Raw genomic sequence first — 12773 nt, 5'->3', positions numbered from 1 at the left:
GATTAGCTCGGCAACAATGGCTGTGGAATTCTGTCCGCGACACCGACCCGAGTCGCCGCGCTTTGGATGGAGTTCCACGCACCTTCGCTGATCACGACGCGATCTCCGCTCCGTTCCCTCGCCCGTTGTTCCGGGTCACCCGGCGCGAGAACCTGGTCGAAACCTTCGGCCGGCGGCACCGCATGGATGTCGTCGCGGAGTTGCTCGGCTTCAGCGAGTACATCGGACAAGTCGCGGAACGAGTCCGCGGCGACAGTCAAGATGAGCAGACCCTGCCGCTCGAAGATGGGGCCACCGCCGTCGCCGAAGCGTTCCGACCCCAGCAACACGCGCCCGAGCAGTTCGACGAGAACGGCAAGCCCGAACCCCTTGTGATCACCGAAAGTTCGCATCGATCCGCCGCGTTCGAGCAACGTCGGATCGTTAGACGGCCGACCGTCTGCGTCGACGAGGCTTTCATTAGGCATCCTCCGGCCCTCCAGGGCCGCGACCATGATCTTGCCGATCGGAGCTGCAGCCGTCGAGAAATCGACGACCAACGGCTTCCCCGAGGCGGTCGGGAATCCCGCTGCGATCGGGTTGGTGCTGAGCAGTCCGGACCGGCCGCCGAACGGGGCGACCAGGCGGCTGCCGCCCATCCCGCCCACGAAGGCCATCGCGATGCAATCTGCCGCTGCTGCTCGCTCCATGTAGGCGCCGAGCCTACCCACATGTGTACTGCGGACCAGTCCAGCCAGTCCGAGACCGCCGGACCGGGCCCGCTCACACGCCAGATCGGTCGTCATCCGGGCCGCCACGTGCGAGAAGCCCCATTCCGCGCTCACTGTCGGCGAGGTGGTGCCGGTGAGAACTTGGGGCCGCGCGCTGGCAACGACCTGCTTGTCGTCAACATATTTGGCGTACGACGGCAACCTGCTGATTCCGTGCGAGCCGTGGCCCACCAGATCCGCGTCAACCAGATGCTCGGCGATCTCTCGCGCCATATCTGCGGGTGTACCCAGTCCAGCCATGACGGCTGCGGCCAGGTCCAGTGCGTCGGCGGAGGTCAGCTCGACCGATGTTGTCATTAGTTCATCTTCCTGTTGCTTCGGTCTTGTCAGGCTGTCCGGCTGAGGCGTGGAGTCACGCTGTGCAGCGCCCGGCTCGGGTCGACACCCAAGTCCTTCAGAATCCAATCTTGGATTTTCGACAGATATTCGCTTGCAACACTATTCGTGGACACTCCGCACGCGTGATGGTTGTCGCGCAGATAGACGACGACACCGGACCCTTGACTCCCGAAACGCGTGAGGACGGAGGACAATCGTGCCCCGCAGTCGCACGCGGCGCCTCCGAAGACGCCGGCGGTAAGACACTCGCGATGAACGTACACCGGAGTATCTGGTCCAATTCCTGTCAATGCCCCGGACACCAGAGCCATGTGCTCACCGCCCCGGGCGTCCCGGTAGCCGACCGCGTCGAACCGGCCGTACTGGGTTGGCACCACGGTTGTCGCACCGCGTGCAACTTGGGGCTCGGTGCTGAGCCGGTACTCGGCGATGTCGGCGACCGTGACAACGACCAGTCCGTGATCGGCAGCGAATCGCTCGAGTTCGGGTCTGCGGGCCATCTCGTCGGGGACGTCTGCCGAGACGATCCCGGCGAGCGCCGCCGCAGGCGTGAGGCCGGCCAGGTGGGTCAGGTCGACACCCGCTTCGGTATGCCCGCGCCGGGTAAGCACACCGCCGGCGCGAGCTCGCAGGGGGATCACATGTCCTGGACGCACCAGGTCCGCGGCAGTGGTTTCGGGATCGCCGAGTGCTGCAATGGTACGGGCACGGGCAGTGGCAGAGATGCCGGTTCCGTTGTCGTGCAGGTCCGTGGCCACGCAGTAGGCGGTCCCGTGCGGGTCGTCATTGGAGTGGTGCATCGCCGGTAGGTCGAGTCGATCACAGATGGCCTCGGGCAACGCGACACACAGGAACCCTGAGGTATGTCGGATCATGAACGCGACGGTTTCGGTGGTGGCGAGCGTCGCGGCAAGGACCAAGTCACCTTCGTTCTCGCGGTTCGCGTCGTCGAGGACCACCACGGGACAGCCGGCCGCAATCGCGGTCAGGGCCGTACGCACTCGCGCGTGGGCCGCGCTTGTGCTGAGCGGGGTCACAACGCCGCCTCGACTTCGGCGAGACGCCGAAACTGGCTCCCGTGGAACACGAGTGGAGAATCTTCACCGGTTCCGGTTCCGTGCACTTCGAGCACCACGATGTCGTGGTCGCCGCATGGCAGTTCGGCGTAAATCGTGCAGTCCAGCCACAGCGATGCCCCGTCGATGAACAGGCTTCCATCGTTCTCGACTGTGACGTCGGTGCCGGCGAACCGATCACCGTGCTTGCTGGCGAGTCGACCACAGATTGCGTCCTGCCACTCGGCAAGCACACTCAGGCCCAGGCGCGTCGCAAGCCGCAGCTTCGGCCAGGTCGTGGAACTGTGCTGCATGCACACCGACACCAGCGGCGGTTCCAAGGACACTCCGGTGAATGAACTCGCGGCCAAACCGACTTTTTCGCCTTCGATTTCCGCGCACACAGCCGTCACTCCCGAGGGGAAATGTCCGAATGCGCGGCGGATCTGGTCGCCAGCAGCGATAGGTTCGAGTGCAGGCACTGTGGACTCCTTGTGGTTGATTCTCCGACCGCGCATCTGCGGATTGACCTCTACGTTATTGGCGCCGGCTGCGGGCGAAGTGTGTCAAAATCTGCCACCTTTCGACCGGCAGTCCGTCCTCACATCACACGCGCTCGTTGCGCACGGTGTTGGTGAGCGAACCGAGGCCTTCGATTTCGACGGTGATGCAGTCACCGTCTCCAAGGAAAACTGGCGGCTGCCGCTTCATCCCCACGCCGCCGGGGGTGCCGGTGAGGATGACGTCGCCGGGTAAGAGTGACGTGAACTCCGAGATAGTTTCGATGAGATGTGGGATGTCAAAGATCAACTGTGAAATGCGTGCTTCCTGGAGGATCTTTCCGTCAAGAACGGTCCGGATGCACGCATCGGCGATCCCCGGTACCTCCGGCGGGGTGAAAAGGTACGGGCCGATCGGGGTAGACCGGTCCCATGTCTTCCCCTGCAACCACTGATGGGTTTTCCGCTGGTAGTCGCGCATCGAAATGTCGTTGGCGACGGTATAGCCGAGGATGTGTTCGTGGGCATTCTCGCGCGAGATCCGTCGGCCGGGACGGCCGATCACGAGGGCCATCTCGGCCTCGTAGTCGATCTCTGTGGTCTCCGGCGGTGCCACGATGTCGTCGTACGGGCCGATCAGCGCGGAGGGGAACTTCGTGAACATCACCGGGTAGGTGGGCAGGTCACGTCCGGTCTCGCCAACGTGTTCGTGATAGTTGAGTCCGATGCAGATGATTTTTCCCGGGTTGGGCACGACCGGACACAGACGCACCTCCTCTACCCCGACGGCCTCATCTTCGAGCCGTCGGGCACCGGCGAGGACGTCCGGAGTGGTGCTCACGCCCAGTTCGACGAGGCCGTCGAGAGGTACTAGGCGATCGGCGGCGTTTTCCGAACGCTCGACGACACCGACGCGGCGCCGGCCGTCGATTTCATAAGTTGCATATGCCATGTTCGGCCAGGGTCCTGTTCTCGTTATCTGGGGGCGTCAGCGGGTGCCGCCGGCGGCGTCACAACTGCAGCGATTTGTAGGTGAGGAATTCTTCGATGCCAAAGCGGCCGCCCTCGCGGCCATGACCTGAGGATTTGAAACCGCCGAAGGGTGCCCGTGAGTTGTATGCGCCGCCGTTGATCGAGATTTGGCCGGTGCGGATGCGGCGGGCGACGTCCAGCGCGCGGTCTGTGTCACCGGACCAGACTGCGCCTCCGAGGCCGAACTCACTATCGTTCGCGAGCTCGACGGCTTCGGCTTCGTCGTCGAACGGAATGAGGACCGCGACGGGGCCGAAGATCTCTTCTTGCGCGATCGCCATGTCCGCGGTGACGTCGGAGAAGACGGTCGGGGCCACGAAGTAGCCGTGCGGCGGGCGGTCGGTTGTTTCGGTGCCGCCCGCGACGATGCGTGCGCCGTCCGCGATTCCACGTTCGATGTAGTCGAGCACGCGGCGTCTCTGGTCGGCGCTGGCCACGGGGCCCATCGTCGAGTCGGAGTCGAACGGCTGTCCGACCCGGTAGGTGTCGGCTGCGGCGGCCGCCGCGGCTTCTGCGTCGGCGAGTTTGGCGCGCGGCACGAGTAGGCGGGTCAGCGCGTTACAGGTCTGCCCGGAGTTCTGGTAGCACTTCGACAGACTGACCGTGACGGCTTCTTTGAGATCGGCGTCCTCGAGGATCACCGAGGCGGATTTGCCGCCGAGTTCCATCGAAACCGGCTTCGCGGCCGCGCCGGCGATCTCAGAGATCCGCCGACCGGCTCGTGTCGATCCGGTGAAGGACACCATGTCGATGTCCGGGTGCGATACCAGGGCCTCGCCGGTGGTGATGCCGTCCCCGGAAATGAGGTTGAAGACTCCGTTGGGCAGTCCGATCTCGTCGATCACGTCGGCGAGGAGAAAGATGCTCAGAGGCGCGATCTCGGAAGGCTTGACCACGACTGTGCAGCCTGCTGCGAGCGCGCCGGCGATCTTGGCGGTCACTTGGTGCAGGGGGTAGTTCCATGGCGTGATGGCTCCGACCACACCGATCGGCTCACGTAGCACGAGCGAGTTGCCGATTCGTTCCTCCCAGGCGACCTCATCGATCGCTCCGGGCATCACGGCGAGGTCACCGATCGCGAGTGTGACTTGAATGGATCGGGATTGAGCCAGGGGCATGCCGACCTCGCGGGAGATGAGCTCGGCGAACTCATCTGCCCGCGAGTCGATCGCGTCCGCGATCCGCCTGATCCACCCGCCACGCTCGCGCGGCGACAATCGCGACCATGAGTCGAACGCTGCCCGGGCCGCCCGAGCCGCCCGATCGACGTCGTCAGCTGTTCCATTCGGCACCGAACCGATCAGTGACTCGGTGGCCGGGTCGAGCACATCGAGGGTGCCGTTTCCGGTCGCCGGGACCCAGTGCCCGTCGATGTAGAGGTCGGGTCTGGTGATCAGGTCGGGGGCGATGAGGTCGGGGGCGGGATTCGTCATGGCGTGCTCCGGGGTTCGGTGGCAGGGGCGGATCGCGGACGCGGTATTGCGTCAGACCTTGCGGAAGGAGCTCTTGGAGAGGATCTTCCCGTCTCGGAGCTTGAAGTAGTCGATGCCGTGCGTATCGACGTCGGCCCCGTCCTTGGTCTTGGCGACGAATCGCCACTCGTTGACGGCTTCGTCGTCGGTGTAGATCTCGGTGAGGATCTTGAAGCGGCCGTTCTCGTGGTTGTTCAGCCAGCCGAGCAGGGCATCGAGGAATGCCTCTCGGCCCTCGAACGATGCGTCGCGGGCGCCGGGGTAGAACGTCGCATCCTCGGTCAGCAGCGCCTCGATGGCCTGGCGGTCGATGTTGTTCTGGCCTTCGGCGAACGCGCGGATCGTCTCGGCGTTCTTTGCAGCTCCGGGGGAAGTCATGAGCGGGTGTACTTCCTTTCATCTTCTTCGTCGGTGGATGAGCCCGCACCGGGGATTCCGGCCGGGCCCGGTAAACCAGGCGGGTGTTGCCGGTCAGCGTGCGACCGCGATCTGCTGCTGCAACTCGGACAGCGACTCGGTCTTGTGTTCGAGGTTCTTGATCCGCGGCAGTACCTCCGTGCCGAGGAGTTCGAGGTTGCGCCGATAGGCCTCCGGCTGGTCGAGGTAGTCGAAGGTAAAAGCGATGAGCGTGCCGAAGCCGCCGGAGACCTCGATATCGCGCTGCAACTTCTCGACGACGGTGTCCGGAGAGCCGATGAGCCAATGATTTTCAGCGAAGTACTCGAGTGACATCGTTGCCGGATCGTGCTCGTCGAGCTCGGGTGCCATGAGGGGGAGCATGCCGGAGCGGGCGTACGCCGGCCAGGTCCATTCGCGGTAGCTGCGGCCGAGTCCGCCCCTGATCGCGAGCTCCATCGCTTCTTCATCGGTGTCGGCGACGAAGACGGTATGGGCGACGCGCCAATCGTTGCGGTTCGGCGTGTGGCCGGCGGATTCGGCGCCTTCGACATACTTATGCCAGTGGCCGGCAAGGTAATCGCGATTGATCGCAAAGCTCATCGGCAGACAGCCGGCTGCGCCGGCCTCCCTGAGGGTGCCCGAGTTGGGGCTCAGACCGGCCATGGCCAGCGGCGGATGGGGCTGCTGATAGGGGGTCAAGAACGGTCCGCTCAGTTCCTCACTGTAGGCGGGGACATCGAGCGTCCAGTACTTGCCCTCATGGCGCAGAGGACGTTCCCCGGACCAGACCTTGCGCATGATCTCGACGGCCTCTGCCATCATCGGCTTGGGCTCGCTGGTGCCGTGGATCTGCAGATCTTCGCGGGTCGCGCCGGCACCCAAACCAACCATTAGGCGGCCGCGGGACATGTGGTCGAATTGCATCAACCGGTGGGCCAGCGCGATCGGGTTGTGGTTCGCCGGAACGTTGGCACCGGTCGCGAGCTTGATGCGGCTAGTCTGGGTGATCGCTGCCGCCAGGTACAGCTCAGGGCTGGCGACCGGTTCCCAGCGCTGGGTGGTGTGCTCACCGACCCACACCTCCGACAGTCCGTACTCCTCGGCCCACCGGATGACCTGCATGTCCCAGTCGAAGCCGTCTTGAAAATTCGTTTCCGGAAGCCGAAACGGAACCATGAAAAGGCCGATATCCACGACTTTCCTCCCTTTGTTCTGAGTAGTTCTCGGAGAACTGTTGACCTACTTGAAGTGTCACAGTCACTGCCGTGCGCGAACTGTGCCAAAGTGGCACGCGGTCACACCGTGGATGCGACGATCTCCGCTACCGGAACGTCGAGCGCGGCTTTTCGGATGCCCGCCCACAGTGCGGTCTTCGCGGGGCCGGCACAGGCGATGAATTTCGCCTCCAGTTCGGCGTCGCTCATCGGGTCCGCGTTCTTGCCCCGAGCTATCTCGACCGTCCGCTCGATACGACGCCCGGACATTGTGTGCACCTCGATCGAGGCGGGGAACTCGGTGCCGTCACGGTGGCGTTCGTCGACGACGACCGTAATTCGCTCCATCAGTGCGCGCACAGCGGGATCGGCGACTGCGTCCGAGGTGAAGTCCGACAGGTCGAGGTGACCCCGGACCAGCGCCGCCGCCACCGTGTACTGCGCGCTGAACCGTGCCTCGTTCCCGGTCACCGGTGTGTTGTGTACCAGTAGCTTCGGCGCGAGGGCGCTGACCCCCACCCGGATCTGCCGGATCTCGTCGTCACCGAGTTCGGTATGGATCGTCAACGCGGCTTGCACGGCCGGATGCGAAGCGCCACACGAGGGATAGGGTTTGATCGCCAGCCCGACCGGGTCGAGAAGGGACCAGGTCCGGCCGAGCTGCGCGGCGAATTCCACCGGGGTGCCCGCGGCACGTCCCATGAACACCGAGCAGAACCCGAGGTCGGCTTCCAGAGCGGCGGGATCGGCGTCCCAGCCGCGGGCGGCGAGTCGAGCGGCTTGGATTCCGCCCATGGCCGCTGCTCCGGCGTGCAATGGTTTGGTCATCGTCCCGGTATTGGCGCGGATGCCGGCGGCGCGGGAGGCGGCGATGCCCAACGCTCGTTGTGTCGTCTCGCCGTCGAGACCCATCGTCCGGGCCGCCGCTGCTGCGGCGCCGACGGTGCCGATCGTGCCGGTGGAGTGGAATCCGGTCTCGTAGTGCGCCATATTCATCGCACTAGCCAGGGCGGCGTCGACCTCGAATCCCGCGATGTAGGCCGTCAGCGCGTCGCCGAACGAGGCGCCACATTCTTCCCCTACCGCCAGCATCGCCGGTACCAGATGGCAACTGGGATGCCCGTACAACGGATGGTTCGAGTCATCGAAATCCATGGCATGCGCGAAGGTTCCGTTGACCAGGCCCGCGAGTTCGGGAGACGTGCGACCGCCACCGAGTATGCCGGAGACCTCGCGTGCCTCTTGATCGGCGACGTACTCGAGCATCGTCGAACCGATGCGGTGGCGGCGGCCCGCGATAGCCACCCCGATCACATCGGCGATCGCCGTTCGCGCCCGGTCAGCGGCCAGCTGCGGTACCTCCGAGAGGGTCAAGGCGCTGACGAATTCAGCGAGTTCCCGGGTTTGCCCCGGCCGACTCGCGGTCGTCACGGCGCACCTTCCAGCTGTGCCGTCACCTCATTTGGCCTGGAAACCGGCGTCGATGGTGAACTGGGCGCCGGTGATGAACCGCCCCTCGTGTGACACCAGGTAGAGCACCGCCGCGCTCACGTCTTCCGGCTCGATCCAGGGGACGTCGAGCAGATGAATCGTGCCGTAAGCCTCGATGGCATCCTCGAGCTGCGGGTGCTCCAGGTCGGGCCGGAACATCCGGAAGTTGCCCTCGTTGACGAGCATGTCCGTCCGGACGTTGCTCGGGTGCAGTGAGTTGACTCGGATGTTGTGCTTCCCGAGCTCGTTCGCCAGTGCCTTGGCCAGACCTGTCACCCCGTGCTTGGCCGCCACGTAGTGGCCGATGTTGTCCATGCTCCGCAGGCCGGCGGCAGAGCTGGTCAGCAGGATCGATCCGCCGTTGCCGGCGTCGATCATCTGGTTCATCCCGGCCCGGACGGTGTTGAAAACACCGGTCAGGTTGATGTCGATCATTTCCTGCCACTGGGTGGCGGTCATCTGCGACATGAGCCCTTGGCTGACGATGCCCGCGTTGGCGAGTATGATGTCCAGTCGGCCGAACTGATCCACGCCCTCATCGACGATCTCGGTGAGGCGGTCGAGGTCGCGTACGTCGGCCTTTCGGGCGAGGATCCGACCGCCCGCCTTCTCCACGAGACGCACCGTCTCCTGCAGGTCCTCTTCGGACGCCATCGGATACGGCGCCGTTTCGACTGGAGCGCACACGTCGAAGGCGATGATGTCCGCCCCCTCCTCCGCCAGCGCCACCGCGTGGCTCCGGCCCTGACCGCGTGCCGCGCCCGAGATGAATGCGACTTTGCCTTCGACACGTCCCATTGCTTCGTTCCTCTCCTTCGGTGCCGCCCGTCACAGGCGGCCGGTGATCTAGATTCCCTTTACGGGGATGCTGTGAACTGTGCCAATCTGACACAGCGCGAAATGCCCATTCGGCGCGTCGGATCACAGATGCATCCTCGGTCACCGAACGGGCACGTGCAACGCTCAGACCTGCAGCTTCGTGCCTCCTGCTGCTGTGTCCTCGTCGCCACGTTCGGCGCGCCCGAGATTCTCGTAGTACTCCGGTTTCGCACTGCGGAAGTACAGCGCGATGGCGATACCGATCGCCAGGGCCGTCGCCGGAACCGCGAGCAGCCACGTCAACTGTCCGGGCTGACCGCCTACCACGAGGTCGAACCGGGACATCGCGAACACGACGATCGTTCCGATGGCGATGATGGAGATGAGTGGAGCGATGGCGGTCTTCCAAATGCTGTCGGTGCCGCGGTTGAGCGGGCGGGCGAACCAGGCAATGACGGCGATGCTGACCAGCACCATCAGAGTCATCACCCCCATCGAGCCGAGTCCACTCATCGCGCCATACACCACCGGTGCATTGACAGGCAGACCGGCGATCGTGACCAGGGCGACCACCGCGATCACCGCGACCGCGAGCGAAGCCCGATAGGGCGAATGATGCTTGGGGTGGACACCTGCCAGATACCGCGGCACCGCATGATCGGCGGCCAGGTTGAAGATGTAACGCGAGGCCACGTTGTGCGTCGAGATCAGAGCGGCGATCGACGACGTGGCGACCAGCGCAGCCGCGATCATCGACACGTTCGACGCGACGAACGTGTCGAGAGCGTCATTGAACATCCCGGCCGGGTTGTCCTGTGCGACCTGTTGGGAACTCGACCCGTAGGCGGAGATCAGGGCATAACAGGAGACGCTGTAGAAGATGCCGATGAAGATCACCGCGAGATACGTCGCCCGCGGGATCGTCTTGACCGGTTCCCGAACCTCGTCGCGGTACAGGGCCGTCGATTCGAATCCGACGAAGTTGCCGAAGGTGAACAGGAGTGCGACGAAGATTCCGGCGCCGGCTCCACTCAGGCCTGAGGGGTTGAACGGCTGCACCGAGAGACCATCGACGCCGCCCTGACCCAGCGAGGCGAAATTGAACACCACCACCAGCAGGATCTCGAACCCCATGACGATGCTGAGGACCTTGGCCGACACCTCGACGTGGAAGTATCCCAGCACACTGACGATCGCCCACGCGAGGAGCGTCCATATCCACCACTGGGTTTCCGGACCGCGGAAGAGCGTGATCATCTCGGCGATGGTCACGCCGGTGAAGCAGTAGAGGCCGACGAGGATCATCGTGTACGACAGCGCTGCTACGAAGGCGCTGCCGAGTCCGAACGCCCTGCCTATCCCCACGGTGATGTAGGCGTAGAACGCACCTGGGCGGGGCACTCGCCGCGTCATTGTGGTGAACCCGACCGCGAAGATGAGCACGAGCGCTGTGGTGATGATGTAGACCAGCGGTGCGATCTCGCCGGCGAAGTCGATGGCGAAGGCCATGTAGCCGGCGATCGTGACAATCGGAGCTGAAAACGCCATGACACCGAGGACTAGCGGCGTGGTTCCGAGATTGCCGGTTAGCCGCGTCGGCTGCGTGGGCTCGGTGGTGCCCTCAGCTCCGCTCGAAGGCAGCGCCGGGGCTGCCGGGGGTTCCTGCATTTTCATATCCACCTGATCCCGTCGGGAGTGAATCGGTCGACAGTCCGTTCGGCGGATAGGGAACCGCCGTATCGCCGAATTTCGATTGTGAAAGAAGCGTCGAATCACCACCGCGCTACTTCGCGGATACAGTGATCTGCGTCTCTTATTTCGGACTGGGGGAAGTCTAGGCAGCCGCGTCGGCCACCGGACTGTGTCAATATGGGACGCCTCCGAACTACCGCTGTGCGCAGCAAAAAAGGGGCCGCGTGCGCAATGCGCGCAGCGGCCCCAGCACCCCGAGTCAGCCGAGTTCGTAGCCCCTCCGATTGTAATTTTCCATCTTCCGATACAGGGTCGACCTCCCGATCTCGAGCAGATCCGCGGCCTTGGCCCGGTTACCTTCAGACTCGGCCAGTGCATGGCGTATCTGCTCGAGCTCCGCGGCTTCGAGTCTGCTGAGCCGCCCGCGGGCCAAAGCTGCCTGGTGCGCCTCGTTCACGTCGGACACACACACCGTTCCCGTTGTGTTCCGGGTCGCGGCCGTTGTCACGACGTCGCGCAGCTGCGCCACGTTCCCGGGCCACTCGGCATTCGCCAGTGCGGCTAGGAGCCGGCCGCTGCACACCTTCCTCGCGCCGGGGTCCGCCGATCTCAGAAAATATCCGACGAGCAGGGGTATGTCATCACGCCGCGACCGCAGGGGCGGTAGCCGCAACTCGATCGGCACGGTACCGATGGCGTCGGTGAAGAATCCAGCATCCATATCGTAAGCCGTTGCCATGAGCTTTCCCCGTTCCGCGGCTGCCCGGAGGCCATCCCGCGTGTGGTCGAGGACTTCCGGCGAAAGCTGATCGAAATTTCTGGCTACCACAGTCCGGCCGGCGTCGAGCGCGGCGTCGAGCATTGCCGCGAACGCCCCGGCATTCCCCGAATCGACTGGACCGCAGTCGATCACCGCTACCTCCGGTGTCATAGCCGCTGCCATCAGACGGGCAAGGTGGGTGCGGCCGGTGCCGCGCTCGCCGGTCAGGCACACCGCGACACCCTGCGCCATCGCGGCTACAGCCGCCGACTTCAGCCGACGCACCACGGCGCTGGCGCCGATGAGGTCATCGAGGGGGGCCAGCGAGACCGGAGCCGGTAGTACCGCGGCGCCGCCGATCGCTGACCGGGCCGTGATCTCATGGAGCCGCATCACCGCACCGATCACCCGGCCGTCGACCGTCACCGGTTTCACGGTGACAGTCAACGCACGACTGTCGGCGAGCACCACAACCTCCTCCCGTACCTCGCCGAACGCGTCCACCTGCCGTGCGACGGCAGACAGGACCGCGAAGTCACTGTTCGACAGCATCTCTTTGGCCCGGTTACTCGCGATTGTCGTGCGGTCGTCGATCGCGACGACGGCGGCACCACCACGCAACCGGGACTCACGTGTATACGCCCGCAGAAGGGCCTGTTCGCGGAAGGTCAAGCGATCGGCCACCTGCCGGCCGATCTCGCCGGCGGCCCACTCCACCGGTAGGGCGAGCGCGCCGGGTGCCGAATCGAGAGCGATATGCTCCGGCACCATCAGCGTGAGTACCGCGACGACACGATTGCGCAGGCTATCGAGGATCGGCGCGGACGTGCAGTATGTCCCCTGTAGGTCCTCGGCATAGTGCTCTGGCCCCCATACCTGTACCGTCCCAACCTCTTCGAGTGCGGTTCCATCGGAGTTCGTGCCCGCGAACTCCTCGGCCGCCCCCATGCCGATCACCGCCGCATGCGAATCGGCCCAACGGAGCGCCGCCGAATCGCCCATCCGAAGCGCGTGAACCCCTGAAGCATCCGATAGCAGGACACACGCCCCGGTGTCTCGCGCCATGTCGTCGAGTCGCTGCATGATGGGCGTCGCAATTTGAAGGAATGGAGCGTCGAGCCGGGATTCACGCACCTCCGTAGCCAGCGATTCGGGATCGACCAGGCACGCTGCACTGCGCCGCCACGACCGTTCGATCACCTCCCGGACTCCCGTCAATTCAACATTGCC

At 64.6% G+C, this 12773-nt stretch carries 11 protein-coding genes; all 11 read right to left on the bottom strand.

The genetic code is table 11. The features are described from left to right. Window positions 1-2: 2 nt before the first annotated feature. Window positions 3-1067 (bottom strand): Ldh family oxidoreductase, encoded by a 1065-nt coding sequence (locus JWS13_RS27765; protein WP_206008583.1) that lies wholly within the window; start codon window positions 1065-1067, stop codon window positions 3-5. Between the two features lie 29 nt (window positions 1068-1096). After that, window positions 1097-2146 (bottom strand): 3,4-dihydroxy-2-butanone-4-phosphate synthase, encoded by a 1050-nt coding sequence (gene ribB / locus JWS13_RS27760; protein WP_206008581.1) that lies wholly within the window; start codon window positions 2144-2146, stop codon window positions 1097-1099. Next, a complete protein-coding gene (locus tag JWS13_RS27755) occupies window positions 2143-2646 on the bottom strand; it encodes a flavin reductase family protein (RefSeq protein WP_241032343.1) in 504 nt (167 codons plus the stop codon). The genes ribB and JWS13_RS27755 overlap by 4 nt, the downstream gene beginning before the upstream one ends. Window positions 2647-2770: 124 nt before the next feature. Then, on the bottom strand, window positions 2771-3418 hold the full coding sequence (locus JWS13_RS27750; RefSeq protein WP_206008578.1) for a fumarylacetoacetate hydrolase family protein: 648 nt from the start codon (window positions 3416-3418) through the stop codon (window positions 2771-2773). 256 nt (window positions 3419-3674) lie between these two features. After that, window positions 3675-5129 carry an aldehyde dehydrogenase family protein gene (locus JWS13_RS27745; RefSeq protein WP_206008576.1) on the bottom strand — a complete coding sequence of 485 codons (1455 nt, stop codon included), beginning with the start codon at window positions 5127-5129 and terminating at the stop codon, window positions 3675-3677. Window positions 5130-5180: 51 nt separating this feature from the next. After that, a complete protein-coding gene (locus tag JWS13_RS27740) occupies window positions 5181-5546 on the bottom strand; it encodes a nuclear transport factor 2 family protein (protein ID WP_206008574.1) in 366 nt (121 codons plus the stop codon). Between the two features lie 93 nt (window positions 5547-5639). Then, window positions 5640-6761 carry an LLM class flavin-dependent oxidoreductase gene (locus JWS13_RS27735; protein ID WP_206008572.1) on the bottom strand — a complete coding sequence of 374 codons (1122 nt, stop codon included), beginning with the start codon at window positions 6759-6761 and terminating at the stop codon, window positions 5640-5642. Between the two features lie 101 nt (window positions 6762-6862). Then, window positions 6863-8212, bottom strand: a complete 1350-nt coding sequence (locus tag JWS13_RS27730) for an MmgE/PrpD family protein (RefSeq protein WP_206008570.1) — start codon at window positions 8210-8212, stop codon at window positions 6863-6865. 27 nt (window positions 8213-8239) lie between these two features. Beyond that, complete coding sequence (locus JWS13_RS27725; protein ID WP_206008568.1) at window positions 8240-9070, bottom strand: mycofactocin-coupled SDR family oxidoreductase; 831 nt, start codon at window positions 9068-9070, stop codon at window positions 8240-8242. A 165-nt stretch (window positions 9071-9235) separates the two neighbouring features. Beyond that, window positions 9236-10639 carry an APC family permease gene (locus JWS13_RS27720; protein ID WP_241032342.1) on the bottom strand — a complete coding sequence of 468 codons (1404 nt, stop codon included), beginning with the start codon at window positions 10637-10639 and terminating at the stop codon, window positions 9236-9238. A 403-nt stretch (window positions 10640-11042) separates the two neighbouring features. Beyond that, entirely contained in the window at window positions 11043-12743 is a 1701-nt protein-coding gene (locus tag JWS13_RS27715; protein WP_206008565.1) for a sigma-54-dependent Fis family transcriptional regulator, read from the bottom strand. Window positions 12744-12773 lie beyond the last annotated feature (30 nt).

Source organism: Rhodococcus pseudokoreensis, assembly GCF_017068395.1.
Lineage (GTDB): Bacteria > Actinomycetota > Actinomycetes > Mycobacteriales > Mycobacteriaceae > Rhodococcus_F > Rhodococcus_F pseudokoreensis.
Note: the sequence above shows the minus strand (reverse complement) of the source record. Positions and strands in the feature narration are given on the sequence as shown.

What these genes read in the sequence shown, in the direction of transcription:
- JWS13_RS27725 (WP_206008568.1), bottom strand. Translation starts at nt 9,070, where the DNA reads ATGGGACGTGTCGAAGGCAAAGTCGCATTCATCTCGGGCGCGGCACGC.
- JWS13_RS27745 (WP_206008576.1), bottom strand. Translation starts at nt 5,129, where the DNA reads ATGACGAATCCCGCCCCCGACCTCATCGCCCCCGACCTGATCACCAGA.
- JWS13_RS27765 (WP_206008583.1), bottom strand. Translation starts at nt 1,067, where the DNA reads ATGACAACATCGGTCGAGCTGACCTCCGCCGACGCACTGGACCTGGCC.
- JWS13_RS27740 (WP_206008574.1), bottom strand. Translation starts at nt 5,546, where the DNA reads ATGACTTCCCCCGGAGCTGCAAAGAACGCCGAGACGATCCGCGCGTTC.
- JWS13_RS27720 (WP_241032342.1), bottom strand. Translation starts at nt 10,639, where the DNA reads ATGGCGTTTTCAGCTCCGATTGTCACGATCGCCGGCTACATGGCCTTC.